General features: G+C 42.6%; 25 protein-coding genes. 17 read left to right on the top strand and 8 right to left on the bottom strand.

Annotated features, from left to right (window positions below):
- The first annotated feature begins 36 nt into the window (after positions 1-36).
- Complete coding sequence (ubiE, locus tag D2U88_RS17995) at positions 37-765, top strand: bifunctional demethylmenaquinone methyltransferase/2-methoxy-6-polyprenyl-1,4-benzoquinol methylase UbiE (RefSeq protein WP_119642242.1); 729 nt, start codon at positions 37-39, stop codon at positions 763-765.
- Positions 766-769: 4 nt separating this feature from the next.
- Positions 770-1,468: a type IX secretion/gliding motility protein PorT/SprT gene (gene porT, locus D2U88_RS17990; protein ID WP_119642240.1), complete on the top strand. Its 699-nt coding sequence runs from the start codon at positions 770-772 to the stop codon at positions 1,466-1,468.
- Between the two features lie 84 nt (positions 1,469-1,552).
- Here porT and D2U88_RS17985 read toward each other — a convergent pair whose 3' ends face one another.
- Positions 1,553-2,269: a TrmH family RNA methyltransferase gene (locus D2U88_RS17985; protein ID WP_119641940.1), complete on the bottom strand. Its 717-nt coding sequence runs from the start codon at positions 2,267-2,269 to the stop codon at positions 1,553-1,555.
- An 81-nt stretch (positions 2,270-2,350) separates the two neighbouring features.
- On the opposite strand from D2U88_RS17985, the gene tamL reads away from it, so the two are divergent.
- From tamL to accD, 3 genes are read left to right on the top strand one after another with little or no spacing between them, the layout of a single operon-like run.
- Entirely contained in the window at positions 2,351-4,882 is a 2,532-nt protein-coding gene (tamL, locus tag D2U88_RS17980; protein WP_313782659.1) for a translocation and assembly module lipoprotein TamL, read from the top strand.
- A 54-nt stretch (positions 4,883-4,936) separates the two neighbouring features.
- The gene (gene fbaA, locus D2U88_RS17975) at positions 4,937-6,004 is read left to right on the top strand and encodes a class II fructose-bisphosphate aldolase (RefSeq protein ID WP_119641938.1); all 1,068 of its coding nucleotides are present in this window, start codon (positions 4,937-4,939) and stop codon (positions 6,002-6,004) included.
- Between the two features lie 28 nt (positions 6,005-6,032).
- Positions 6,033-6,893: an acetyl-CoA carboxylase, carboxyltransferase subunit beta gene (gene accD / locus D2U88_RS17970; protein ID WP_119641937.1), complete on the top strand. Its 861-nt coding sequence runs from the start codon at positions 6,033-6,035 to the stop codon at positions 6,891-6,893.
- 37 nt (positions 6,894-6,930) lie between these two features.
- Here accD and D2U88_RS17965 read toward each other — a convergent pair whose 3' ends face one another.
- On the bottom strand, positions 6,931-7,809 hold the full coding sequence (locus D2U88_RS17965; RefSeq protein WP_147378619.1) for a hypothetical protein: 879 nt from the start codon (positions 7,807-7,809) through the stop codon (positions 6,931-6,933).
- A gap of 151 nt (positions 7,810-7,960) precedes the next feature.
- Between D2U88_RS17965 and rpsO the strand changes: the two genes are divergently transcribed.
- The 3 genes from rpsO (at position 7,961) to D2U88_RS17945 (ending at position 11,691) form a co-directional block, all read left to right on the top strand.
- Positions 7,961-8,230, top strand: coding sequence for a 30S ribosomal protein S15 (gene rpsO / locus D2U88_RS17960; protein ID WP_119641935.1), 270 nt, complete (start codon positions 7,961-7,963; stop codon positions 8,228-8,230).
- A gap of 213 nt (positions 8,231-8,443) precedes the next feature.
- Positions 8,444-10,681: a polyribonucleotide nucleotidyltransferase gene (locus D2U88_RS17950; RefSeq protein WP_119641933.1), complete on the top strand. Its 2,238-nt coding sequence runs from the start codon at positions 8,444-8,446 to the stop codon at positions 10,679-10,681.
- A gap of 146 nt (positions 10,682-10,827) precedes the next feature.
- On the top strand, positions 10,828-11,691 hold the full coding sequence (locus D2U88_RS17945; RefSeq protein WP_119641932.1) for a sigma-70 family RNA polymerase sigma factor: 864 nt from the start codon (positions 10,828-10,830) through the stop codon (positions 11,689-11,691).
- 287 nt (positions 11,692-11,978) lie between these two features.
- Here D2U88_RS17945 and D2U88_RS17940 read toward each other — a convergent pair whose 3' ends face one another.
- Entirely contained in the window at positions 11,979-12,530 is a 552-nt protein-coding gene (locus tag D2U88_RS17940) for a conjugal transfer protein TraO (protein WP_119641931.1), read from the bottom strand.
- Positions 12,531-12,921: 391 nt separating this feature from the next.
- On the opposite strand from D2U88_RS17940, the gene D2U88_RS17935 reads away from it, so the two are divergent.
- The 5 genes from D2U88_RS17935 to D2U88_RS17915 all read left to right on the top strand — a co-directional run bounded on the left by D2U88_RS17935 (position 12,922) and on the right by D2U88_RS17915 (position 16,849).
- Positions 12,922-14,190 carry a serine hydrolase domain-containing protein gene (locus D2U88_RS17935; RefSeq protein ID WP_119641930.1) on the top strand — a complete coding sequence of 423 codons (1,269 nt, stop codon included), beginning with the start codon at positions 12,922-12,924 and terminating at the stop codon, positions 14,188-14,190.
- 75 nt (positions 14,191-14,265) lie between these two features.
- On the top strand, positions 14,266-14,925 hold the full coding sequence (gene rpe / locus D2U88_RS17930) for a ribulose-phosphate 3-epimerase (protein WP_119641929.1): 660 nt from the start codon (positions 14,266-14,268) through the stop codon (positions 14,923-14,925).
- Entirely contained in the window at positions 14,925-15,893 is a 969-nt protein-coding gene (locus D2U88_RS17925) for a YpdA family putative bacillithiol disulfide reductase (RefSeq protein ID WP_119641928.1), read from the top strand. The genes rpe and D2U88_RS17925 overlap by 1 nt, the downstream gene beginning before the upstream one ends.
- A 63-nt stretch (positions 15,894-15,956) precedes the next feature.
- Positions 15,957-16,346: a hypothetical protein gene (locus tag D2U88_RS17920; RefSeq protein WP_119641927.1), complete on the top strand. Its 390-nt coding sequence runs from the start codon at positions 15,957-15,959 to the stop codon at positions 16,344-16,346.
- A gap of 29 nt (positions 16,347-16,375) precedes the next feature.
- Entirely contained in the window at positions 16,376-16,849 is a 474-nt protein-coding gene (locus tag D2U88_RS17915; RefSeq protein WP_119641926.1) for a glutathione peroxidase, read from the top strand.
- Positions 16,850-16,861: 12 nt separating this feature from the next.
- On the opposite strand, the gene D2U88_RS17910 is transcribed toward D2U88_RS17915, so the two are convergent.
- The 5 genes from D2U88_RS17910 to D2U88_RS17890 form a co-directional block, all read right to left on the bottom strand.
- Complete coding sequence (locus tag D2U88_RS17910; RefSeq protein WP_119641925.1) at positions 16,862-17,905, bottom strand: ATP-grasp domain-containing protein; 1,044 nt, start codon at positions 17,903-17,905, stop codon at positions 16,862-16,864.
- Positions 17,906-17,909: 4 nt separating this feature from the next.
- Complete coding sequence (locus tag D2U88_RS17905; protein ID WP_119641924.1) at positions 17,910-18,626, bottom strand: NRDE family protein; 717 nt, start codon at positions 18,624-18,626, stop codon at positions 17,910-17,912.
- Positions 18,614-19,099: a DinB family protein gene (locus tag D2U88_RS17900; protein WP_119641923.1), complete on the bottom strand. Its 486-nt coding sequence runs from the start codon at positions 19,097-19,099 to the stop codon at positions 18,614-18,616. Before D2U88_RS17900 ends, D2U88_RS17905 begins: the two co-directional genes overlap by 13 nt.
- 2 nt (positions 19,100-19,101) lie before the next feature.
- Complete coding sequence (locus D2U88_RS17895; RefSeq protein WP_182859216.1) at positions 19,102-19,719, bottom strand: LysE family transporter; 618 nt, start codon at positions 19,717-19,719, stop codon at positions 19,102-19,104.
- 124 nt (positions 19,720-19,843) lie between these two features.
- Positions 19,844-20,296 carry a YHS domain-containing (seleno)protein gene (locus tag D2U88_RS17890; protein ID WP_119641921.1) on the bottom strand — a complete coding sequence of 151 codons (453 nt, stop codon included), beginning with the start codon at positions 20,294-20,296 and terminating at the stop codon, positions 19,844-19,846.
- Between the two features lie 298 nt (positions 20,297-20,594).
- On the opposite strand from D2U88_RS17890, the gene D2U88_RS17885 reads away from it, so the two are divergent.
- From D2U88_RS17885 to D2U88_RS17870, 4 genes are all read left to right on the top strand, one after another.
- Complete coding sequence (locus tag D2U88_RS17885; RefSeq protein WP_119641920.1) at positions 20,595-22,988, top strand: 7TM diverse intracellular signaling domain-containing protein; 2,394 nt, start codon at positions 20,595-20,597, stop codon at positions 22,986-22,988.
- Positions 22,989-23,348: 360 nt separating this feature from the next.
- Positions 23,349-24,596 carry a type III sulfide quinone reductase, selenoprotein subtype gene (gene sqr, locus D2U88_RS17880; RefSeq protein ID WP_119641919.1) on the top strand — a complete coding sequence of 416 codons (1,248 nt, stop codon included), beginning with the start codon at positions 23,349-23,351 and terminating at the stop codon, positions 24,594-24,596.
- Between the two features lie 26 nt (positions 24,597-24,622).
- Positions 24,623-24,931: a TusE/DsrC/DsvC family sulfur relay protein gene (locus tag D2U88_RS17875; protein ID WP_119641918.1), complete on the top strand. Its 309-nt coding sequence runs from the start codon at positions 24,623-24,625 to the stop codon at positions 24,929-24,931.
- Positions 24,932-24,963: 32 nt separating this feature from the next.
- Complete coding sequence (locus D2U88_RS17870) at positions 24,964-25,440, top strand: DsrE/DsrF/DrsH-like family protein (protein ID WP_119641917.1); 477 nt, start codon at positions 24,964-24,966, stop codon at positions 25,438-25,440.
- Positions 25,441-25,518: the final 78 nt, after the last annotated feature.

The following is a 25,518-nucleotide window of genomic DNA, read 5'->3' as shown; positions in this document are numbered from 1 at the left end:
ATGGGTAAGTTGTATATTTGCCACCAAATTGTAAAGATGTCTAAAAAAGTATTGCCCTACAAGGAATCGGAACTTGGAAAGAAGGAACAGGTAAAACAGATGTTCGATAACATTTCGGGCAGCTACGATGGTCTTAATAGGGTAATTTCTTTCGGTACCGATGTAAAATGGAGAAAACGCATTGTGGCCTTTTTAAAAGAACAACATCCCCAAAACATCTTGGATATTGCAACCGGAACCGGCGATCTGGCCATTGCCTTGTCACAAACGGGAGCGGAACAGATTGTAGGATTGGACCTGTCCCCTGGGATGCTGGAAGTAGGAAAGGAAAAAGTCTCCAAAAAAAATCTTCAGGATACCATTGAAATGGTCGTTGGTGATAGTGAAAACCTTCCTTTTGACGACAACACTTTTGATGCCGTGACTGTGGCCTTCGGTGTCCGTAATTTTGAAAATCTGGAAAAGGGGCTAGAGGAAATCCGAAGGGTATTGAAGCCTGGCGGTCACCTGCTCATCCTGGAAACCTCAGTACCGACCAAAACACCCGTCAAGCAAGGGTATCGCATCTACACCAAATACATCATGCCCACCATAGGTAAAATCTTTTCCAAGGACCGATCGGCCTATCAATATTTGAGTGAATCGGCATCAGTTTTTCCACATGGCAAGGCCTTCAACAATATTTTGGACAAAATTGGGTTTATAGGAATAGAGAACAAACCCCAGACATTGGGTGTAGCCACCATCTATGTCGCCACAAAGTAGATTAATGAAAAACATCCTCATCCTATTTGGGCTCTTGATATTGACAGGTCCAAAGTCCATTGCGCAATTTGGCAAAGAACCCATACTCAATCTTCAGAATGAGGACAAACGACTTTTGAACTGGGGCTATTACCTCGGTTTGAACCAATATGATTTTCAATTTGAATACAAAAATGATATTGGCAGGGATGTACTGGTGGACAAAAGTATTGGTTTTAATGTGGGGTTGATTGGGGAACTTCGAATCAATGAATTTTTGGATACCCGTTTTGAACCTGGTTTGCTCTATACGGCCCGAACCTTAGGCTTCCCTGGATTTACCACAGAGGCCGATGCCATCCGCGAAGTACGGTCCACTTATATTCGTTTTCCGTTATTGTTGAAAGCTAGTACCCGTAGGATCGGTAACTGGAAACCTTTTATTGAAGGTGGGGTCTATGCAGCGATCAACTTAGGCAGCAAGGAAGATAGTCTAGACGATAACAGCAGTGGCGAGTTCAGGATGAAGAAAAACGTGTATGGTTACGAACTGGGTTTCGGAATCGATTTTTATACCGAGTACTTCAAATTTACACCTTCCATAAGAGGAGTTTTTGCGTTGACCAACGAACTTGTTCCCGACAATGACCCCAACAGTCCCTGGACGGGTAACATCAATGCCATGCGGACAAGGGGTATTTTCATCAATTTCACTTTTGAGTAGATGGATTACCAGATTATTGGATGATTAGATATTTAGACGTCCAAGAATCCAAAAATCTGTAAATCTAAAAATCCAGAAATCTGATTACCTCCTAATTTCGTTTAGAAGAATCGCAGTAGCGGTAGCCACATTGAGGCTTTCAGCGGTTGGTTCACCAAATTGTGGGATAGAAATGCGCTCCGTGACCAAATCAGTGATTTCTTTGGAAATACCATTGGCCTCATTGCCCATGACCAATATTCCTTTGTCTGGCATTTTTTGGGCATAGATGGAAGTACCGTCCATAAACGTTCCAAAAACGGGCAACTCCAATTTTTTGATGTAAGTAGTCAAATCCGTGTAAATAATATTCACCCTGGCAATGGACCCCATGGTTGCTTGAAGAACTTTTGGGTTGTAGCAATCCACGGTATCCTCGGAACACACCAATTGTTTGATCCCGAACCAGTCGCACAATCTTATGATCGTTCCCAAATTACCCGGATCACGAACGGCATCCAATGCCACTATCCAATCATAGGTTTGATTCCGGTTCACTTCGGGCATATAAAAAACTCCCAAAACACCGTTAGGTTGTTTTAAACTGCTCATCTGTTTTAAATCTGCTGTGGAAATTTGGTCCACTTCACCAAATCCGCTTGAATCATATCCAGATGCCACAAAAATTTTGAAAGGCCTTAATCCCTCTCGCAGCAACTCTTTCACCAACTTTTCACCCTCAACCACAAAGAGTCCGTGTTGAGATCGGTACTTTTTTTGCTTTAGGCTTACAACTAGTTTAATTTGGTTTTTTGTAACCATCTAAATCGTGTATTTTTGGCGTCTATGAGGGGTTCTTTAAGTCTAATGTGCAACTGGGCAAAAATAGGATTATTGTTGCTTATGGTAAGCATTTCGGGTTGCAATACACTTAAAAAGGTGGGGGATGATGAATTGCTGCTCACCAAGAACACCATTTTTGTAGATGATGAAAAGGTCACCGATAGCGAGATCAAAGGCCTCATCGACCAAAAACCCAACAGCAGTGTACTGGGTTATCCCCTTCGGCTGAACCTCTACAACATGGCCAAGGAAAATCCGGATTCTTCTTTTCAGGATTGGCTACATAGAAAGGACAAGCGCGAAAAACGTCTCAACAACCTCCTATCAAAAAAACAAGTGAGCAGGTTACAGGAATCCTTCATCGTAAAAGGAGCCAGTGAGTTTTTAGAACGGGTCGGCGAACCTCCCGTGGTCATTGACACTTCACTGACCAATAAATCCTTGAATCGGATGGAGGCCTATTACAACAGTAAGGGGTACTTCAACAATGTGGGCGATTACGAAATTGTGGAAAGTTCCCGTAAAAAAAGGGCGCAGATAGCCTACAACATCACCCTGAACAAACCCTATATCATTGATACGGTCCAAAAAAACATTACCTCCCCAGAACTGGATTCCATTTACGATGTGGCCTCCAAACGCAGTTTCGTGAAAAAAGGCGAGCAGTTCGATCTTCAAAATTTTACGCTGGAGCGCGAACGATTGACCACTTTGTTCCGAAACTCCGGGGTATACAATTTTCAAGAGAGCTCCATCAACTATGATATCTTGAGGGACACTACCCTTTTGGCCGATGACCAATTGATGGAGGTACAACTCAACGTAAAAAAGTTCAGGAGTGCCACCGACAGTACCGATACTAACAGCACATATAGAGTGGCCCGGCATAAACAAGTGAATATTTATGCAGATTACGATATTAATGGTGATACCGATTCTCTAAAAACTTTGGAGTACGACAATTTTATCATCCATTACGCCAACAAACTGAGGTATAGCCCCAAAGCGCTCGCCGATGCCATATTTTTTGAAAAGGACAGTGTGTATCGGGATTTGGATCGCATCCGAACCTACAGACAGATCACCAACCTGAATACCTTTAAATATCCCAATATCGAATTTATCCCCGATTCCACCCAAACCGAATTGACTACCAATGTGTATTTGGCCGCCAAGAAGAAGTTTTCGCTGAACATGAACTTTGATGTGACGCATTCCAACATTCAACAGGTAGGAACCGCTTTCAGTACCTCCGTAATTACCCGAAACGTATTTGGCGGTGCCGAGACCTTGAACGTATCGGCCAGGGGATCCATCGGTCTTTTGAGTGATGCCTCCCTTTCCAATGAAACCTTTACTTCGGAGCTGGGAGGGGATGTCAACATTACTTTCCCAAGGATTTGGCTGCCCTTTAGCACGGAAAAAATAATTCCATATTACATGTTGCCCCAAAGTAGGTTGCTGGCCGGCACCAATTTTCAGAAGAACATTGGTTTGGATAAACAGTCGCTCAACTCTATTTTGTCGTACAACTGGACACCATCCGACAGGTTAAAGAACAACTTTGAGCTTTTGAACGTTGAATTTGTTCGAAACGTAAACCCGGACAACTTTTACAACGTATACCGGAATACTTTTTCGAATTTGGATGATATTGCCGATCAATTTCAGGATAATCCAGCATATGCCGATTATTTTAGAAGCGTAGACGATTCAACTGACCCACTCCGTTTGGATATACCCGAAGGTGCCAATAATTTTGTAAGGGATATTTTAAATGACTCTATACAGGTTAGTACAGAAGAATTTGACGAAGTGAACAGTATTGAGGAACGAAGAAGACGGTTGACGGAGAACAACCTTATCTTCGCGAGCAACTTTACCCATACCAAGAACAGCAAATCGGACATCAACGATAACGACTTTTACCAATACCGAATCAAAGTTGAAAGCGCGGGTGGTATGCTATCCCTAATAGCCAATGCAGTTCCGTATAACAAAAACGACAATGGACAATTGTTGGTTTTCGGGGTACCCTTTTCCCAATATGTGAAATCGGAATTAGACTATATCCGACATTGGGACATTGGTGGATCACAAGTGTTGGCTTTTAGAAGCTTTTTGGGGATGGCCGTCCCTTACGGAAACTCGAACAGTATTCCGTTCGTTAGGAGTTACTTTGCGGGGGGGTCTAACGACAACCGAGCGTGGAACGCTTATGAACTGGGACCCGGTAAAACGGACAATATCAATGACTTTAATGAAGCCAACCTAAAACTGGCCTTCAACTTGGAATATAGGTTTCCCATTGCCGGGGATGTAAAGGGCGCCCTTTTTGCCGACGCCGGTAACATTTGGAACGTATTTGACAATGAGAATAACCCCGATGCTATCTTCACAGGCTTTTCCTCCTTGGCCGATATTGCCTTGGGTACGGGACTCGGTCTACGGTATGACTTCACCTATTTTGTCTTCCGACTAGATGTAGGCTTCAAAACCTACAATCCTGCAAAAGTGGGATCAGATCGCTGGTTCAATGGCTATAACCTCGGAAACGCCGTCTTCAATATCGGGATCAATTATCCTTTCTAGAGCAAATATTTTATTACTTTTGTCCTCTATTTTAATTCGAAACCATCTATAACTATGTCCCACAATATCAAGCCGGGCGTTGCCACCGGCGATGAAGTACAAGCAATTTTTAAGCACGCAAAAGAAAACGGATATGCCCTTCCCGCAGTAAATGTGATCGGTTCGGACACCATCAATGCCGTAATGGAAACCGCAGCCACTTTGAACTCTCCAGTAATCATCCAATTCTCTAACGGAGGTGCACAGTTCAATGCGGGTAAAGGACTTTCCAACGAAGGACAGAAAGCCGCCATCCTTGGTGGTATTGCTGGAGCAAAACACATCCATCAATTGGCCGAGGCCTATGGTGCCACTGTAATTTTACATACCGACCACTGTGCCAAAAAACTGTTGCCTTGGATCGATGGCCTTTTAGATGCCAGCGAAGAACACTTCAAAGCCACGGGCAAACCATTGTTCAGCTCACACATGATCGACCTTTCCGAGGAACCCATCGAAGAGAACATTGAAATCTGCAAAGGATACTTGGAGCGCATGAGCAAAATGGGCATGACCTTGGAAATTGAATTGGGGATTACAGGTGGTGAAGAAGACGGTGTAGACAACTCCGATGTGGACGATTCCAAATTGTACACCCAACCTGAAGAGGTTGCCTATGCTTATGAAGAGCTTTCAAAAATAAGTCCTCGTTTTACCATTGCCGCCGCTTTCGGAAACGTGCACGGGGTATACAAACCAGGAAACGTAAAATTGACACCAAAGATCTTGAGAAACTCTCAAGAATACATTTCTGAGAAATATGGCGTGGAGCACAACCATATCGATTTTGTTTTCCATGGTGGATCAGGTTCCACTTTGGAAGAAATCAGGGAAGCTATTGGGTATGGTGTCATCAAAATGAATATTGACACCGACCTTCAATATGCCTTTTTGGAAGGTGTTAGGGATTATGTTCAAGGCAAATCAGCTTACCTTCAGGCTCAAATTGGGAATCCAGAAGGAGACGACCAACCCAACAAAAAATATTATGACCCAAGAGTTTGGCTTCGTGAAGGTGAAAAGACCTTTATTGCCCGTTTGAAAAAGGCTTTTGAGGACCTGAACAATGTAAACACCTTGTAAACCCTTCGTTTAACTTAAATTTGATTGCATGTCGTCTTGGTTTAAAAGAAAGGAAAAAGGAATACAGACCGCAACAGAGGAAAAAAAGGACACCCCCAAGGGGTTATGGTACAAATCCCCAACAGGTAAAATTGTAGAGTCCGAAGATCTTGCCAAAAATTTTTACGTAAGTCCGGAGGACGATTACCACGTTCGTATTGGCAGCAAGGAATATTTTGAGATTCTTTTTGATGACAACAAGTTCCGTGAACTGGATGCCAATATGACCTCCAAGGATCCTTTGAAATTTGTGGATACCAAAAAATATTCGGATCGTTTAAAAGCCGCTGAGCAAAAGACCGGTTTAAAAGATGCCGTAAGGTGCGCCGTTGGTAAGTCTATGGGGCAAGATCTTGTGGTCGCTTGTATGGATTTTGCCTTTATCGGAGGTTCCATGGGTAGTGTGGTAGGAGAAAAGATTTCGCGTGCCATTGATGTGGCCAAAAAGAAAAAGGTTCCTTTCCTGATGATTTCAAAATCAGGTGGTGCCCGTATGATGGAAGCCGCCCTGTCGTTAATGCAGTTGGCCAAAACCTCTGCCAAACTGGCCCAGCTGGCAGAAGCGCAGGTTCCTTACATATCCTTGTGTACCGACCCCACCACGGGTGGAACAACCGCTTCCTATGCCATGTTGGGGGATATCAACATTGCAGAACCAGGAGCATTGATCGGATTTGCAGGCCCCAGGGTCGTGAAGGACACCACAGGAAAAGACCTTCCGGAAGGTTTCCAGACCGCAGAATTTTTAAAGGAACATGGGTTTTTGGATTTCATTGCGCACCGCAGTGAGCTGAAAAAGAAAGTCAATCTTTATATTGACTTGATTACCAACCAGCCCATAAGAGCATAAAAAAAAGCCCCGAGTTCGGGGCTTTTCTTTTTCATAGCTAGTTCTTAAATCTGCGGAGGGAAATTTCTTCTTGTGTACCATCAGGATAAGTTAATGTTCCAATGGCGTCACAGGAACCATCACCAAAATCAAGACTTACGGTATTGCCCAATCGGGTAATATCCAAAACTCCGCTTACAATAAATCGGCAGGACATTTCCCTTCTCAATGGCGTGGTGATTTCCTTGATGAATTCATTTCCGGCCCTACTCACATACGTTCTTTTACCTGTGATCAAGAAAACATTGTCGCCCCAAAAACCGGTACCGAATCCTTCGATCCATTCCCTGGTACGGGTTCCTGTGAACGATGCCACATCACCATTGGGCCAAGTGGCCACAAAAGAGGCATTGGCAGTTCCCTGTGGATTTCCATTTTCATTGCTTCGTACCCTAACAATGCTCGATGCTCCTTCCACTGCCACGTCATTGAAGGTAAAGTTTTCCAAAATCAGCTCAATGGTGTTGGATGCCGCTTCCAAATCCAAAGCATAGCTTATATGGATGATTCCACTTAGGGTATTGCCATTGTGAAGCTCGCAACCTTCACCAAAATCCAAGGTAACATCTTTGGTGGTATCGGTGATAACCACGGTAACAGTGACACATTCTGGCAAATAATCGGAATGGTAATTCCCTTTGGACATGCTGGCAATTTCATCGGCGGCGTACAGGTCTTCGGCAATGGCAGACACTTCTTCGGAAATCATTTCCGTTTCATCACTGTACTTTAATTCCGTAGCGGAAATCACCTCGGTGGAAGACAGGTCTTCGGTATTGGCCGATTCATCACTACAGGAAGTGAAGGTCAAAAAAAGACCACCCATCAAAAAAGCGGCCATTCGGTTCAGATGCATTGATTTAGTTTTCTTTTTCATAACGATTGAATTTTAAAGGTTTGGCTCTTTGACTTCCCTCTTTTGAAAAGGTTTAATTTCTTGTTAAAATTCGTAGATTCAAAAAAAGGCTTATCTTTGCACGCTGATTGAAAGACAATCGATACATAAAAATCATTTAAATAATATTGGAATGTATTTAACAAAAGAAGTAAAGGCCGAGATTTTCAAAAAACACGGCGGCTCAGAAGGCAACACAGGTTCTACGGAAGGACAGATTGCTTTGTTCACACACCGTATCAACCATTTGACAGAACACCTTAAAAGGAACCACAAGGATTACAACACCGAGCGTTCCTTGGTTCGATTGGTAGGTAAAAGACGTAGTCTCTTGGATTACCTAAAAAATAAGGATATTGAAAAGTACCGTTCTTTGATCAAAGAATTAGGTATCAGAAAATAATAACAACGGGGAGGCTTTGGCTTCCCCTTTGTTTTAGTTGGACGGGCTCCAACGACAAGTCCCGATCAAGGTCGGGCAAACACAAAAAGCTTCATATAGTTTTTCATTGGTCAGTGCCGAGAGGCAAACACAACAACAACACAACCCGACCGCCCGGATGGCGGTAGACCAAATGTTTAACGACCCGTACCATTTACGGGTAAGACAATTTTTATGATTCCAAAAACTTTTAAAGAGGTCATTGACCTTGGTGACGGTAGGGAGATTTCCATCGAAACCGGAAAATTGGCTAAGCAGGCCCATGGTTCTGTAGTAGTCCAATCAGGCAAATGTATGTTGCTATGTACAGTTGTCTCCAATTATCAAGCTTCGGATGTGGACTTTTTGCCACTTACCGTTGATTATCGCGAAAAATTTGCCGCTGCTGGACGTTATCCAGGTGGATTCTTCAAACGTGAGGCCAGACCTAGCGATGGCGAGGTATTGACCATGCGCTTGGTGGACCGGGTATTGAGACCTTTGTTCCCGAAAGATTATCACTCCGAGACTCAGGTGATGATCCAATTGATGTCCCATGACGAAAACGTTATGCCCGACGCTATGGCGGGATTGGCTGCTTCTGCTGCCATTCAATTATCAGATTTGCCTTTTGAATGCCCCATCTCTGAAGTTAGAGTGGGTCGAGTTGATGGTGAATTGATCATCAATCCAACCATGGAACAACTTAAAAATTCCGACATCGATATGGTCATCGGAGCTTCCGAAGATTCTGTGATGATGGTGGAAGGTGAAATGGGTGAAATTTCCGAAGAGGAAATGGTGGAAGCCATCAAATTTGCCCATGAGGCCATTAAAGTACAATGTGCCGCTCAGGTAAAATTGGCCGAGGCTTTCGGTAAAAAAGAGACCAGGGAATACGAACCTGAGACTGAAGATGAAGAGCTTCAGAAAAAAATCCACGACATGGCCTATGATAAGGTATATGCCGTGGCCAAGGCCGGTTCTTCCAAAAAAGAGCGTAGTGAAGCTTTTGCCGCCATCAAAGAAGAGATCAAAGCCTCTTTTTCTGAAGAGGAATTGGAAGAGATCGGTGGATTGGTTTCCAAATACTACCACAAAGCCGAAAAAGAAGCCGTTCGTAACCTTACTTTGGAAGAAGGACTTCGTTTGGATGGTCGTAAGACTACCGATATTCGCCCTATCTGGTGTGAAATTGATTATTTGCCATCCGTTCACGGTTCTTCCATCTTTACCCGTGGGGAAACACAGGCGTTGGCAACCGTAACTTTAGGTACTTCAAGAGAGGCCAATCAAATTGACATGCCATCTTACGAAGGTGAAGAGACTTTCTATTTGCACTATAACTTCCCTCCTTTCTCCACTGGTGAAGCAAGGCCTATTCGTGGTACATCCCGTAGGGAAGTAGGACATGGAAACTTGGCACAACGTGCCCTTAAGGGCATGATTCCAGAAGATTGTCCTTATACCGTTCGTGTGGTTTCCGAAGTATTGGAATCCAACGGTTCCTCTTCCATGGCCACCGTTTGTGCCGGTACTATGGCCTTGATGGATGCCGGGGTACAGTTGAAAAAACCTGTTTCCGGTATTGCGATGGGATTGATCACCGATACCGAAACTGGCAAATATGCCGTGCTTTCCGATATCTTGGGAGATGAAGATCACTTGGGAGATATGGACTTTAAAGTAACCGGTACCGCCGATGGTATCACCGCTTGCCAAATGGACATCAAAGTAAAAGGATTGTCCTATGAAATCTTGGTAAAAGCTTTGATGCAGGCCAGGGATGGCAGAATGCACATCTTGGGCAAATTGGTAGAAACTATTGCCGAGCCAAGGCCAGAGGTGAAATCCTACGCCCCGAAAATCATTACCAGAATCATTCCTGGTGAGTTTATCGGCGCCCTTATCGGTAAGGGTGGTGAGGTTATCCAAGACCTTCAGAAAAAATCCAAGACCACCATTGTTATCAATGAGGATCCAGACACAGAAGAAGGGATCGTTGAAATTTTGGGTACTGACCAAAATGGTATCGACATGGTATTGAAGAAAATCGATTCCTTGTTGTTCAAACCAGAGGTTGGCAGTATATATGAAGTAAAGGTTATCAAGGTTTTGGATTTTGGTGCCGTAGTGGAATATATAGAAGCCCCAGGAAACGAGGTGTTGCTACACGTATCCGAATTGGCGTGGGAGCGAACAGAGAACGTAACCGATGTGGTGAACCTAGGCGACGTAATCGATGTGAAATATTTCGGTATCGATCCCAAGACCAAAAAGGAAAAAGTTTCCAGAAAGGCCTTGTTGCCCAAACCGGAAGGTTATAAGGAGAGACCTCCTAGAGATGACAGAGGTGGCGACCGAAGAGGTGGTGACCGAAGAGGTAACGATCGCAGAGGTGGTGATCGCGACAGAAAACCAAGACGTGACTAACACGATCTTTATAGATTAAAAAAGCCCCGGGATAAACTCGGGGCTTTGTTTTTAAAAAAAGTTTATCAAAATGTAACTTTTTATTTTTTTCTACGTATAACCTAATGAGCTTCGGTTCACAAACTTAATTTGAAGGGAGTATTTAGATGAGACAGTTAAAGATTACAAAACAGGTTACCAATAGGGAAACCGCTTCGTTGGACAAGTATCTACAGGAAATCGGTAAGGTGGATTTGATTACCGCCGATGAGGAAGTGGAGTTGGCACAGCGCATTAAAGCGGGCGACCAGGTAGCTCTGGAAAAATTGACAAAAGCCAACCTAAGGTTCGTCGTTTCCGTGGCCAAGCAGTACCAAAACCAAGGTTTGACCCTTCCCGATTTGATCAACGAAGGGAACTTGGGATTGATCAAGGCTGCCCAGCGTTTTGACGAAACCCGTGGTTTTAAATTTATTTCTTATGCTGTTTGGTGGATTCGTCAATCCATTCTTCAGGCATTGGCCGAACAATCCCGTATCGTGCGTTTGCCTTTGAACAAGATTGGTTCCATCAACAAGATCAACAAGACGTTTGCTTTCTTGGAGCAAGCACATGAGCGTACCCCATCTGCCGAGGAAATTGCCAAAGAATTGGACATGACCGTGGAAGATGTGAAGCAGTCCTTGAAAAACTCTGGCCGTCACGTATCCATGGATGCGCCTTTGATCGATGGTGAGGATTCCAACCTTTACGACGTATTGCGCAGTGGGGAATCCCCTAACCCGGACAGGGAACTTTTGCACGAATCACTTCGTACAGAAATTGAGCGTGCATTGGAAACGTTGACCCCACGTGAGGCAGATGTTATCAGACTTTATTTCGGTTTGGCCGGTCAGCATTCCATGACCTTGGAAGAGATCGGGGAAACCTTTGACCTGACTAGGGAAAGGGTTCGCCAAATCAAGGAGAAAGCAATCAGACGCTTGAAGCATACCTCCAGAAGTAAGATTTTAAAGACATATTTGGGTTAATTTGTAACTTTAACCCAAATTAATTACAGTTAAACTATCCTTAAATTTGATTTTTGGCAGGAAAGTTGTAATTTAGTAGATATAACAGTTTATCATGACTGTTCGTTTTTTGATTGATGAATAAACTCCGGCTGATTACCGGAGTTTTTTCATTTATATACCTAGGTCTGCAACAATATGTTCCTCTTGTCCTTCTGACCAGATTAAACACTTGTTATTGTACACATTTTCACCAATTCATTACCGGAAAGATCTATTCAAGAGGCAAACAACATGTATAAAAAACATTATTTTAAATAACATCGAATTCCTACACCAACTAACAGTATAGCATTATTCAGATTGCTATTAAGGTGATAGAACCCACTTATTGGAACGAACAACGAAAAAGAATCCGTTAGGTAAAAATCCATTTCAAAAGAAGCAAATCCACCATAGATCATCCCACTTTTGGGGATTTGGTATCCATAGACAACATCCGTTTCACCTTTGTTGATGTACTCATAACCCGTGGATGCCCCACCACCGAAATACATAAATAGACCTCTATTTGGGCGAGACAGGACAGTAGTAAAATATCCAAGGTTCAAAAGGTAATCCTCATAGGGAAACTCAACTGTTGCATCTGGTTGTTCATTTGAAAATACGGCAGTGATTGACAGATGCACATAATCTGCAGCGCTACGATAATTATTGACGCTAAAGCTTATGCCATAACCATTTGCCTTATAGCTTGGGGCCAATCCAAAGGAAAAATTACCTCTTTGCGATTGCACTTTTTGAATCGGCAAAACCAAAAGTACCCACAGAGCCAAGCGGTATAAATATTTCTTCTTCATTCTTATTTGGAGATTGGGTCACCAGATAAATGGAACAAAACATTAAATCGAAATGGAGAGCTTGGGTCAGGTGCTCTTGAGGTTGAAGTAAATCTTTGAACATATGAACTGAAACCGAACATGTTCAAGTCATGAACCAAATTAAACAAAAAATAGGACAAATGGGATTGCTTACACAAATATTCTGAAACAAGTATCTGTAATTTACATATTTGATAGGATGTTTTTTCAAAGGACAAGACCAATTTAATTGACATACCGCAGTGGATCCTTCCGAACAGATTGCCAGGATTTTTCATTTTACCCCAATCCAAACTTCACCCACATTTTCAATAAAGTTTTCCAATCCGTTTAATTTGTTAACTTTCTGGTATTCAAATGAGTTTATATCATGAAACGAATACCTCAACTTTTTTTCATTGCCTTCTTGGTCATAGAAATGGTTATGGCGCAAGAGGAAACCCCGTCCGTTATAACCGAAATATCCAAAAAACGATTGGATTCGACCCTTAAGAGCTTTGTGGACAACAGGGACGTAGCCGGAGTATCCGCACTCATCTATGAAAAAGGGGAAGAAGTTTATTACAATGCCTTTGGATATGCCGACCTAAAGAAACGAAAACCTATGGAGCGCAATACCTTGGTGCAGATCTACTCCATGACCAAGCCAATAACAGGAACTGCGTTGATGAGTTTGTACGAGAAGGGAAAGTTCAAGTTGGACGACCCATTGGAAAAATATGCACCAGAGTTTGCCAACATGCAGGTGTACAAAGGTGTCGATTCTACCGGAAAAATGATTCTGGAGCCTATCAAACGACCCGTTACCATCAGGGATATTACAAGGCATACAGGTGGTTTCACGACTAGAAATGATATTCCAAGATTGAGTACAGCCCTTCGCCTTGCAGACCCTTTTAACTGGGAAAACAATCTGGACCAAATGGCCGCAAGGTTGGGAAGGGTTCCTCTATGGTTTCAACCAGAAGAAAAATGGGAGTACGGTCCATCTGTTGATATACAGGCTTTTCTGGTGGAACGCATTTCTGGCCAACCCTATGCGGAATACCTGCAAGAGCATGTCCTGGGTCCCCTAAACATGAAGGAAACCCGATATTTTGTACCCAAATCTGACCAAAAAAGAATGTCGGCAACCTATTCCCATGATAATCTGGGTTTTCTGGACCAACAGGATGACCAGGAATCCCATGCATACAATTATGGAAAATGGAATTTTACACCGGGAGGATGGGGCCTTACCTCAACCTTGGACGATTACATGACATTTGCCCAGATGCTGGTGAATATGGGATCATTGGACGGTGTGAAAATTCTTGAACCCGAGACCGTGGAGCTGATGGCCACCAACCATTTGGATGAAAACATCAAAGATCGATCATGGCTGCCCAGCAAAGGACAGGTGGGATTTGGAATTGACTTTGCCGTCAGGTTAAGACCACCTGCCTCAACAAAGGAGAACAATGGGGTTGTCGGGGAGTTTTTCTGGGATGGGGCCGCAAGTACCCTCTTTTGGGTAGACCCCGTAAACAAGCTTACTGCTGTTTTCTTTGTTCAGATATTTCCCTTCAATGGAACTTTGCACAAAAAGTTCAGGGATGCCGTTTATGGACCGCTTTCTATGGAAAACACGGGAAATTAAGGTAAGCTACACTTCAAAAATGGGGTATTGATTTAACATTTCACTACCTTTGTACGGAACTATTTTGGTCCACTCATGAGCGAAAAAATCATAGCACCTTCCCTTCTGGCAGCAGACTTTGCCAATCTACAACATGATATTGAAATGGTGAACCAAAGTGAGGCCGATTGGTTTCATTTGGATATTATGGACGGGCTGTTCGTTCCCAATATTTCCTATGGAATGCCCATTGTGGAAGTTATTGCCAAACATGCAAAAAAACCTTTGGACACCCATTTAATGATCGTAGATCCCGACAGGTATATCAAAACCTTTGCAGATTTGGGGATCAACCATTTAACGGTACATTATGAGGCATGCCCCCATTTGCACCGCACTTTACAAGCGATAAAGGCCGAGGGGATGAAGGCAGGTGTGGCCCTCAATCCCCATACTTCCATCAATCTTTTGGAGGATACTATCCAAGATATAGACATTGTGTTGGTGATGAGCGTAAATCCAGGTTTTGGGGGACAATCCTTTATTGAAAATACCTACCAAAAGGTCACGGACCTTAAAAATTTGATCCAAAAGAGGAATTCCAAAGCTTTGATTGAAATTGACGGGGGCGTAAACGCGGACAATGCCAAGAAACTGGTGGACCTTGGTGCCGATGCCCTGGTTGCGGGCAGTTTTGTGTTCAAAAGTGAGAATCCAACGGAAACCATCAAACAATTAAAAGAAGAAATAGCGTAATGCAGGAATTTGATGTTGCCATTATTGGAGGTGGACCCATCGGAATAGCTTGTGGATTGGAAGCCAAAAAAAAGGGGTTGAGCTATATCATCATCGAGAAAGGGCCCATTGTGAATTCCCTTTTCAACTATCCGGTGAACATGCAATTTTTTTCCTCTTCCGAAAAATTGGAAATCGGTGAAATTCCTTTCATCAGCAAAGAAGCCAAGCCCAAACGCAACGAGGCCTTGGAGTATTACCGTAGGATTGTAACCTCCAACAATTTGAACATCCATCTGTTCGAGAGGGTTTTAGATGTTGAAAAGCAAGGAAGCATCTTTTTGGTAAAAACAAACAAGGAAGATTACCAAGCCAAAAATGTAGTAGTGGCCACTGGATTCTACGACCTTCCCAATAAAATGAACGTACCGGGTGAAGATTTGCCCAAGGTATCACATTATTATGACGATCCCCATTTTTATGCCAGTCAAAAGTTGGCCGTTATCGGTGCGAGCAATTCTGCCATTGATGCCGCTTTGGAATGTTGGCGCAAAGGTGCCGAGGTCACTTTGATCATCCGCGGTCCGGAAGTGGGCCAACGGGTAAAATATTGGGTGAGGCCGGATATCATCAACCGAATTGAGGAAGGCAGCATCAAAGCGTATTACCATGCAACGGTCAAGGAAATCACGCCATCCGAAATCATCATCAACACCCCGGAAGGCGAAGTGACCTTGGAAAACGACTTTGTTCTGGCCCTTACCGGCTATATGCCCAATTTCGAATTTTTGGAAAAGTTGGGCATTGAACTTTCAAAAGATGAGAAACGTCTTCCCTCCTATAACCCTGAAACCATGGAGACCAATATTCCGGGGCTTTTCTTGGCCGGTGTGATCTGCGGCGGCATGGAAACCCACAAATGGTTCATTGAAAACTCACGGATACATGCGCCTATCATTATGGAAACCATTCACCGTAGTGCACCTTAGATTATTACTGTTTTTTTTTGCTAATTTTAAGGTACTGGTGAATTTTAAAATACCAGTTAGCATATGAGGATAGCCTATAAAAAAAGACACTTGAACGTTAATCTCATCCTCGGTCTTGTTTGGGCCATTGCTTTCTTTGCACAACGATTCACAGAAGATAGCATGAAATGGACAGACTACTTTTGGTTGGTTCTTTCTTTGACCTATCTGGGAATCTATGTATATCAAAAACAATACAAATACATCCGCTTGGAAAAGGGCATCATCAAGATTTGTTCACCGTTTGGAAAGCAAATGGAGTTGGACAAGATTCAAAAGATCAAAAAATTTGCAGGCGATTATATCCTGAAAGGACAAAACAAGGAATTGACCATCAACACCCAAATTATTGATCCAAAGTCTTTGTTGGAATTGGATACCGCTTTGCAACAGTTGAATGTGGAATGGATGTAAAAATTATTTAAGATAAAAAAGATTCGAACATGACCTTTTACGATTTTGAAGCGGAACGATTGGACGGCACCATGGAATCCATGTCCATCTACAAGGGTAAGACCATTATTGTGGTGAACACCGCCAGCAAATGTGGATTGACCCCACAATATGAGGGATTGGAAAAACTTTATGAAACCTATAAAGACCAAGGATTGGTGATCTTGGGATTTCCGTGTAACCAATTTGGAGGCCAAGAACCCGGCACCGCAGATGAAATTCAGGAATTTTGCCAGTTAAATTATGGTGTGAGCTTCCCCATGTTTGCCAAAATAGAAGTGAATGGGAAGAATACCCATCCCATTTTCAAATACCTTAAATCAGAGTTGAGCGGGCTTTTGGGCAGTAATATCCAATGGAACTTTACCAAATTCGTATTGGATAAAAAGGGTGTTCCTGTAAAACGTTTTGCCCCTATCAGTACTCCAGAATCGATGGAAGATTATATTAAGGAGATTTTGTAACGGATATTTTCATCAGGTTACCCTTAACTGTGCCTGAAGCATTCCGTTTGCTTTCAACATAGCCCTACCATCCTTAAAACTTAGGTACGAATGTCCTTTTTGATGGTTGAGAATGCTCACTTCGTTCATCATACCCCAGTGTCGCGTAACTTCTCGCCAGGCCCAAAAAAGGGAATGCTTAGGGTCGTAAATATGGGTAGCCTCCGCTCCTGCCCCATTGATTTCAATCACACTGAATTTTTTTCCTTCAGACAGTTCTTCAAAGGTATTGTAAAGCACATCCAACCGACCATAATGAAAATCTTTCATCGGGCCACAAATGCCATTAATGGTCTTGACCAGATCTTCGCTGATGAGATGGCTGATGTCCACAAATTTGGCACCACGGGTGTGACTTCCGTAGGGAACCAAAACAAACTCCTCGCCATTGGCGATTACCTTGTTCAACCCATCCCCGAACTTTCTTTTTAGGGCCTTCAACTGTAAATGGCTTCTTGGGTTGCTTTTGATGAGTTCCATCAGTGTGCTTGAGCCATCGCCAACAACCGATAGAAACTCCTTGGAGACCACCCCCGTGATCTTCCCCTGCTCTTCATCCGGTTTGCGCACATAGAAAATACCCACTTCTTTCCTGTAAGGAATAAGCTCCTGCACCAAAAAATTAGAGGGGCTCCATGAAACATAGTTTCGAAACTCATCCTTGTTATAGATTTTTTCCACACCGAAAGCCTTCATACCGATATCGGGTTTTGCGATAAAGGGAAACCCAATATCCGAGTCCAATACCTTTTCCAATGCCCATTCCGGAGATTGGTCCTTGGGAATAAAAACCGTTTTGGGAATAAATTGTGGAGGAATCATCTTATAGATTTCCATTTTGGATTCCATGGCCATACCACCATTCTTCATGGCCGGATTGGCCGTATTGAAAAAGAAAAGGGAACGGGCCTTGAAGGAATAATATAACCAGACGGGAAACAAAGGGTAATATATCATCCAGAAGGGCCAATATTCCCAATTTGTAATCCTATGCCATATCAATTTTAGAGAATCCATGGATCTACAGTATCAGTTGACGGGAAGAAAAAGGAACCTCATACCTCTTATCGTTCAACAGATCCACATGACGCATCAAGGTTTCTTCCTCATCCAGAACCACTTGGGTAACACTGAATGTTTTCAGGCCAGTTTCCCGATCAATGATGAAACCGTTCTCAAAATCATCATGGTTGTTGGAATGAAAATTCAATACATCCTGTGGCTTGATCAAGGTATTCTCCTTCGTAAATCTGTCGAACAACCTAGCCCGATGTTCGATTACAGCATCCTGATAAAGGGTGGCAGAAGACCAAATATGGTTTTTGGACTTGTCCAATGGTCTGAAATATTTTTGATTGCCATCCCATCTAAACTCCAACAGCCTAGAGTTGAACAATACCAAAGTAAAAGGCTCTATCCGACAAAGATCCATCTGTTCCAGCATCTGTTCGGGTTTTTTGGAACTGATGACATCCAAAACAATGAGTCCACGGCTTTTGGCATAGTTTCCATTCGGCAAGTGCCCAACAAAAGCACCGTTCAGCAAAACGGCCACCACCCCTACTTCATTCACCGCAAACCACGTACCCCCTGCCCTGGGATCTTTAGGAAACAAGACCCTCATGGGTCCAACGGTCTCTTCCTTGGGTTCAAGGGACCTTGGCCGGGATATATGTTCATCCCTATTGGAGGTGACCAAATAGGTATCCCCCTGTGACATGAAGCTTACTGTGCACATGTCTCCCTGTATTGCATGGTAGACGGGGCCACTCCAAAAGATTCTGGAAGTTGTATACTGGTAAAATGTTCAACACCCACTTTGATGAGGGCATGATGATGAATGGTATGCTCCAGGTTGTACATCACTTCCCTAAAATAGTTGGAATCCAAACAAGTTTCGGAACCTGCCAGTTCATAACTGATCTTGATGGATTTATTGGGACGGTCCAATTGTGCCTGTATATATTCCAACTGTTTAATGGCGAAGGAAAGATCCTGTTCAATTTTCAGGTCACGCTCCCTACGGTCGTAAGAGACATCGGCCGTTTCGTAACCGTTCAACAAACAGAGGTATAGTTCAATAATATGGCGCGTATGCTGGCCAATTGTGGAATTGGAAAGTACACTACATGACTGTGAATAACAATCCTTTGGTAGTCCCTGCAGGACCTCTTTGAATTGCTCTAAGGTATCCAAGGAAGATTTGAACATGGTTATTGGATTTTGTATTTGGTTCGCTTTTTGATGAATAGGAACAAAAGATAGAAAGAAAATCCAAGGTACATACATCCCATTAAAAGATTCGTCATCCTATTGTATTGTCCGTAATTATTGAAAATATATTTTCCTGCAGTGATAAATACTCCCAGTGCCATCCAGGTACCTAGACCAATTCCAATTAAATAAAAGGTATAATGGGCTCCCTTGGATTTTAAGACACCCCTATTGTCCAGTATTTTGTTCCAAGAAAACCAAAATGGAAGCTGCAGGGGATTCAGAGCACTCAACAAGAGCCCTAAAACAAAGGTGGATTTGATCTGAGGTAAAATCGAAGCTTTTGAACTTGCCCCAGCAATATTCGATGAGTCCAAAAAACTGGATATGGAAAGGTACATCAGCAAAAGAATGCCCAAGGGCAGTAAAAGGCGCACAAACTGGTCCCCAAATTGTAACCTTTCATGGCCGTAAAGGGTAAGCCTAACCATAATGAGTTCCACAAGAACCACCGCCAGTGCAAACCAAAAGGCCGGCATTGATCCTTGTGCAGCGGAGATATCAAAGGCGGTTAGGTTCAAGGTTCCAAAAGGCAATGCCCCTAAGAAACTTATCAATAACCCAGATAAAAAAACCTTTGCGAATTGAACCATACCGGAATTATCCATGAAATATCCCTTCAAAACCAGTAATGGATTGAAGGTCACATACTTTTTTGACGTAAAATCTTCCAAAAAGTTACTAATTCTTGATTTTTTCCCAGTTTACATCTGCTTTGGCTTGCAGGTCATCAGGAGACTCCTTTAGCCAAAGATCCAGTGTATTGGTGTTCCCTGAATTATAGAACAGGTACAACTTGCCATCCCTGATCTCGAAGGTTTTGGGATTCACATTGACCTTCTTTCCGGAAACGGCCACGGCATATGCACAGTACCCACCATATTCAGGCAAATACGCTTTGGGATCCGCTTTGAATTTCATCAAATTGGTTGCGTTGGAAAACTTGTAGTTCACACCATCATACTGGGCAGTAAACTCTTTTTGGCCTTCCAAGGCCTTTCCGTCAAAATAGGAAACCACATCATACCCATTGGCTGCATAACCTTTTTTGGTATTGTAATCGATGCTTTGTGCATGGGTCAGGGCTCCTATCGCCAAGAAAAGAGCTAAAATCGTTTTTTTCGTTTTTTCCATTATCTCGTCATTACATTGAGTGGATATGGAAAATTTAGTCCCAAGAAGAAAGCGTTCCTTTCAAGTCATTTTGATTTTTTAATCCATTAATAAGGACATACAATCAAGGAAAAACTGTTTAATCCAAGTATATTCAAGGATTCAGGAACCATACCACACATCGAAATATTATGCAGAACACCTTTATTTATTCACCAAAACCCCAACATGTCCTTCCTTTAAGTTGAATTATCGAACGAACATCGTTTGACAAACCAGATGTTACTTTCCCAAAGGGTAACATCCAAATGCCTACTTGATGCGACTATCTATTTTATGGACGGCCAAATTATTTTTGCATGCCGTTATACTAATGCTACCAAAAGTAGCTTTGTCCACAACTCTCATATTGGATGACCAAACCGATGCCATTTCCCTTCGGCCCAACACCTCTATTTTTATGGCGGGAACCAAGGATTTCGATTTTGAGGATATCCGGAACAACAATAATCTATCTTTCATTCCACTTTCCAGCTTAAAAGAGAACATTGGTTTTTCCAATGAAAACTACTGGTTGAAATTTGAGATTGAGAACCCCTCATCCAAGTATGGGGAATATTACTTGGAAACCGCAAGACCTATTACCGATGTGGTGGACCTATTCATTATCGATAGCCATGGCAAGGTAAGTAAACAGACCAGCGGGGATAAAATGCCATTCAACAAAAAAACCGTTCATCATCGAAAATCCATTTTTGACCTCAAGCTGAGTCCACACCAAAAGGTAACCGCCTATATCCATATTAAGAGCGATGGAGAAGTGGTCATGTTCCCATTGCAGCTCTATAAAAAGGACCAATTTTTTGACCTCACCTATAAAGAGCAGGTTTTTTATGGCTTCTTTTATGGCATATTGGTACTGGCCTGTATCATCTATCTATTTTTCTTTTTCGCATTGAAGGATCAAGCATTCATTTACTATGGTCTATATGTGCTCTTTATCGCCTTGATGCAGTTTTCATTGGATGGTTTTTTTCATCAATACCTAACACCAAGCGGTGGTTGGCTTTCGGACAGGGCAGTTTTGCTGACGGCTTTTATTTCGTTGTTCTTTTTTGGAAGATATGGCGACAAGTTCTTGAACCTTAAAAAGAACAGCCCTGTTTTGCATCGTGCCGGTAACTTTTTGAGCATTTTAAACTTAGTAGGAACACTGCTCTTGTTCACCATTCCTGGAGGGTTTGCCTTTTGTTACCCTTTGGCCAATGTCATTGGCATATTGGTATTGATCCATATGATCAGTTCCCTAGTGGCGGTAAAGCAAAAAAAGGTCTCTGTGGACCCCTACTTTATCATCGGTATATCTTTTTTGGTATTTGGCTTCGTGATCTTTATACTCAACAACTTCAATACCATAGAAAACTCCTTCTTCACCAACAACGGGGCAAAATTTGGGATCGGGTTTGAAATTATTTTCCTGTCCATTTCCATGAGCAACAGGATCCGAGATCTTAGGATGGAGAATGAGAAGAACCAATTATTGGCACTCCAACGTGCAGAGGACATGAACGAAATAAAATCTTCGTTCCTTTCCAATATAAGCCATGAGCTTAGAACACCGTTGAATTTGATCATGGGAGTGGCCAGTGCCCTACAGCAGAACGATAAGGATGAAGATCTGGAAGAAAAGTGCAGGTTGATCCTGAGTTCTTCAAAGAATTTGTTGGGCAATATTGAGGATATTTTGGACTTTACCGTGATAGAAAAAGGGGATCACGAGCTGAAAGAGGTCTCGTTTGAATTGCCATCTACCCTTGCCAAGGTCATCGCGGCACAACAGAAAAAAGCCGAGGCCAAAAACCTGGAATTCAAGGTATCCATCCCTCATACCTTACCAAACCGTATTGTGGGCGACAAAGTAAAATTGGTCCAGATTCTTGACCACCTGTTGGACAATGCCATTAAATTCACCAATGAGGGCTATGTGGAAATAAACATTGCCACAAGTTATAACGGTTCCAATGGGGTAACCCTGGACTTTACCATCAAGGATTCAGGAATTGGGATTTCCAAAGAAAAAATGAGCACGATTTTCGAGTCCTTCACCAAAAAATCCTTTATGGATAAAAGAGAATATAGTGGTCTTGGTTTGGGATTGTACATTGTAAAGAATTATGTGGACCTCCAAGGAGGAACCATAGATATTGCAAACAACACCAACCAAGGAATCATCTGTAAGCTTGGCCTCACCTATCAAATTGATGAAGAAACTTTGGTCATGGACAAAGTACCTGCCCATACTGCTGAAGATTTTGATATGCAAGAAAGCCAAATCCTGCTGGTGGAGGACAATAAAATGAACCAGACCGTGGTAAAACTGCTGTTCAAGAAATGGGAGAACATGAACCTGACCATTGCCAACCACGGCAAAGAAGCCTTGGAAATCATGGAAAATAAATCCTTCGATTTGATTTTGATGGACTTACAAATGCCCGAAATGGACGGATTCGAAACAACCGGTATCATCCGCAGTGGAAAGGCCAATTGTCCGCCCCAAATCCCGATTATTGTTCTCACCGCGGACAATACCAGTAATACCCGCAAGGAAATATTCAGATTGGGTGCAAACGATCTTATGACCAAACCAGTGAACGGCCCATTGCTCCATACCAAAATAATTAAGAACATATCCTTAAAAACCAAGGTGGCCTGACCAATCAAAGCCGTTAATCGGATAAGTCAACATTCAGATAGGATCCATCCTTTTGGTTAAGAATAAAACAGCATTTTTTGTTCACGTAACTGGTGAAACATCCTTCTTCTTGCCCTTCATACACATACAAAAGGATATTCCCCTAACGCCCCAAATTCCGGAGCCAACCAACACAAAAAGAAGATTTGCCATGGTCAAAGGAATAGGCTCCCACATGTAATCAAAATACATATTTAACTGTTTCATAGGCACTTATGTAACTTAAGTTACACAACTTTATGCCCGAAACTGACAATTGTCATATTCGCCGATCCGCCCTTTGAGTACTTTTACCATAGTAAATCACACAATCTATATATCATGAAAAATTTGGTCATATTGGGCGCTGGAACAGCCGGAACGATGATGGCAAACCATTTGATAGGAAAGCTTCCAAAAGATGAATGGAAGATTACCATTGTAGATCAATATAAAACGCATTATTATCAACCGGGTTTTTTATTTCTTCCCTTTGATATTTATACGACCGATCAGGTCAAGAAAAAAGGATCCAAGTTCATTCCTAAGGATGCTCGTTACATTCAGGAAAAAATTGAATTGATCGTTCCTGAGGAGAATAAGGTCCAACTGGAAAAAGGCGAAGAACTTCCCTATGACATCCTCATCATTGCCACCGGAACCAAAATCGCTCCTGAGGAAGTAGAAGGAATGAAAGGCCCTGAATGGCACAAAAGCGTTTTCGATTTTTATACCTATGAAGGCGCAAAAGCCCTGCGTGACAAATTTAGGGAGTGGAAAGGCGGAAAACTGGTGGTCCATATCACCGAAATGCCCATCAAATGTCCCGTTGCCCCATTGGAATTTGCTTTCTTGGCCGATTCCTATTTCAAAAACAAAGGCATGCGGGATAAAGTGGACATCACCTTCGTGACCCCATTGGGAGGCGCCTTCACCAAGCCTAAAGCAACACAGGCACTTCACCACTTGTTGACCGATAAGGGCATCAAAGAAGTTACAGACTTCAACATTGAGCGTGTGGATTATGAGAACAATAAAATCATTGATTATGCAGAAACCGAAGTACCCTACGATATTTTGGTCACCGTTCCCACCAACATGGGCGATGCATTGATCGAACGTTCCGGTTTGGGGGATGACCTCAACTATGTGCCTACCAACAAGGCTACATTACAGACCGAGGCCCATGAAAATATTTTTGCCCTTGGTGATGCCACAAATCTACCAGCTTCCAAAGCAGGTTCCGTAGCCCACTTTGAAGCAGAGATATTGACCGAGAACATCTTGAGGTACATCAAAGGGGAACCTTTAAAAGAAGAGTTTGACGGACATGCAAACTGCTTTATCGAGACTGGTGATGGAAAAGCCCTTTTGATCGATTTCAACTACACACATGAGCCCGTTGAAGGCACGTTCCCATTCCCAGGTGTAGGCCCCTTGAACCTATTGAAAGAAAGCAGGATGAACCATATGGGAAAACTGGCCTTTAGATGGATTTATTGGAACATGCTCATCAAAGGCATCCATATCCCCTTCGTATCGGCAACCATGAGCGAAAAAGGAAAACATTTTGAAGAAACAGAAGCATAATATTTGTAAACCTAAATACTAAAGAAATGGACAAGACAATAGCACAAGCAACAGTTTCCGTGGACCAAGAAGGATATCTAACCGATTTTTCCCAATGGAACAAAGAAATTGGCACAGAGATAGCCAAAGAACAAGGCATTGAAATGACCGATAAGCATTGGGCGATAATCGATTATATCCAACAGAAGTTCAAAGAAGAAGAACCATTGTCCATCAGGGGAATCAAAAAAAGTGGTGTCATAGATATTAAGGAATTCTATGCACTGTTCCCAGGCGGACCCTTGAAAAAAGCAACAATGATTGCCGGTATTCCGAAACCAAAGAGCTGTATATAAGGCTTAAAAAATAAAAATTTAAACGCAAGGTCATGAGTGAAACAAAAGTCAAAAAAATGCTCTTTATCCTCTCCAAGGCCACCCTCGAAAATGTCTACGCGGCATTTGTGATGGCCAACGGGGCTCGAATGGAAGGCATTGAATCTGAGATATTCTTTACTTTCTTTGGATTGGAAGCCATTCAAAAGAAAAAACTGGAACATCTCCATGTGGCCACGGTAGGCAACCCTGCCATGCACATGCCCACCATGTTGGGCGGATTGCCAGGTGTTGAAGCATTCGCTTCCAACATGATGAAAAAAGAAATGGAAAAATTGGATATGCCACCTGTAGGCGAGTTTTTGGAAATCCTATCGGATTCGGGATGCAAGCTTTGGGCCTGTAAATTGGCGGTGGAAATGTTCCATTTGGAAAAAGAAGATCTTATTGATGAATTGGATGGTATCCTTACTATTGGCGATTTCTATAGTAGGGCCGATCAAGAAGGAACTCACTTGTTGTTCATCTGATCAAACACAAAAAAGATACCTTTTTCATATTTAACGGGAACTGGCCAAAAAGTGACCCTTCTGAAATAAAAAATCAGA

Source organism: Flagellimonas aequoris (assembly GCF_003584165.1).
Taxonomy (GTDB): domain Bacteria; phylum Bacteroidota; class Bacteroidia; order Flavobacteriales; family Flavobacteriaceae; genus Flagellimonas; species Flagellimonas aequoris.
The sequence above is the reverse complement of the archived record's forward strand: the minus strand, read 5'-3'. Positions and strand labels throughout refer to the sequence as shown.

What these genes read in the sequence shown, in the direction of transcription:
- ubiE (WP_119642242.1), top strand. Translation starts at nt 37, where the DNA reads ATGTCTAAAAAAGTATTGCCCTACAAGGAATCGGAACTTGGAAAGAAG.
- porT (WP_119642240.1), top strand. Translation starts at nt 770, where the DNA reads ATGAAAAACATCCTCATCCTATTTGGGCTCTTGATATTGACAGGTCCA.
- D2U88_RS17985 (WP_119641940.1), bottom strand. Translation starts at nt 2,269, where the DNA reads ATGGTTACAAAAAACCAAATTAAACTAGTTGTAAGCCTAAAGCAAAAA.
- tamL (WP_313782659.1), top strand. Translation starts at nt 2,351, where the DNA reads ATGGTAAGCATTTCGGGTTGCAATACACTTAAAAAGGTGGGGGATGAT.
- fbaA (WP_119641938.1), top strand. Translation starts at nt 4,937, where the DNA reads ATGTCCCACAATATCAAGCCGGGCGTTGCCACCGGCGATGAAGTACAA.
- accD (WP_119641937.1), top strand. Translation starts at nt 6,033, where the DNA reads ATGTCGTCTTGGTTTAAAAGAAAGGAAAAAGGAATACAGACCGCAACA.
- D2U88_RS17965 (WP_147378619.1), bottom strand. Translation starts at nt 7,809, where the DNA reads ATGAAAAAGAAAACTAAATCAATGCATCTGAACCGAATGGCCGCTTTT.
- rpsO (WP_119641935.1), top strand. Translation starts at nt 7,961, where the DNA reads ATGTATTTAACAAAAGAAGTAAAGGCCGAGATTTTCAAAAAACACGGC.
- D2U88_RS17950 (WP_119641933.1), top strand. Translation starts at nt 8,444, where the DNA reads ATGATTCCAAAAACTTTTAAAGAGGTCATTGACCTTGGTGACGGTAGG.
- D2U88_RS17945 (WP_119641932.1), top strand. Translation starts at nt 10,828, where the DNA reads ATGAGACAGTTAAAGATTACAAAACAGGTTACCAATAGGGAAACCGCT.
- D2U88_RS17940 (WP_119641931.1), bottom strand. Translation starts at nt 12,530, where the DNA reads ATGAAGAAGAAATATTTATACCGCTTGGCTCTGTGGGTACTTTTGGTT.
- D2U88_RS17935 (WP_119641930.1), top strand. Translation starts at nt 12,922, where the DNA reads ATGAAACGAATACCTCAACTTTTTTTCATTGCCTTCTTGGTCATAGAA.
- rpe (WP_119641929.1), top strand. Translation starts at nt 14,266, where the DNA reads ATGAGCGAAAAAATCATAGCACCTTCCCTTCTGGCAGCAGACTTTGCC.
- D2U88_RS17925 (WP_119641928.1), top strand. Translation starts at nt 14,925, where the DNA reads ATGCAGGAATTTGATGTTGCCATTATTGGAGGTGGACCCATCGGAATA.
- D2U88_RS17920 (WP_119641927.1), top strand. Translation starts at nt 15,957, where the DNA reads ATGAGGATAGCCTATAAAAAAAGACACTTGAACGTTAATCTCATCCTC.
- D2U88_RS17915 (WP_119641926.1), top strand. Translation starts at nt 16,376, where the DNA reads ATGACCTTTTACGATTTTGAAGCGGAACGATTGGACGGCACCATGGAA.
- D2U88_RS17910 (WP_119641925.1), bottom strand. Translation starts at nt 17,905, where the DNA reads ATGGATTCTCTAAAATTGATATGGCATAGGATTACAAATTGGGAATAT.
- D2U88_RS17905 (WP_119641924.1), bottom strand. Translation starts at nt 18,626, where the DNA reads ATGTGCACAGTAAGCTTCATGTCACAGGGGGATACCTATTTGGTCACC.
- D2U88_RS17900 (WP_119641923.1), bottom strand. Translation starts at nt 19,099, where the DNA reads ATGTTCAAATCTTCCTTGGATACCTTAGAGCAATTCAAAGAGGTCCTG.
- D2U88_RS17890 (WP_119641921.1), bottom strand. Translation starts at nt 20,296, where the DNA reads ATGGAAAAAACGAAAAAAACGATTTTAGCTCTTTTCTTGGCGATAGGA.
- D2U88_RS17885 (WP_119641920.1), top strand. Translation starts at nt 20,595, where the DNA reads ATGCGACTATCTATTTTATGGACGGCCAAATTATTTTTGCATGCCGTT.
- sqr (WP_119641919.1), top strand. Translation starts at nt 23,349, where the DNA reads ATGAAAAATTTGGTCATATTGGGCGCTGGAACAGCCGGAACGATGATG.
- D2U88_RS17875 (WP_119641918.1), top strand. Translation starts at nt 24,623, where the DNA reads ATGGACAAGACAATAGCACAAGCAACAGTTTCCGTGGACCAAGAAGGA.
- D2U88_RS17870 (WP_119641917.1), top strand. Translation starts at nt 24,964, where the DNA reads ATGAGTGAAACAAAAGTCAAAAAAATGCTCTTTATCCTCTCCAAGGCC.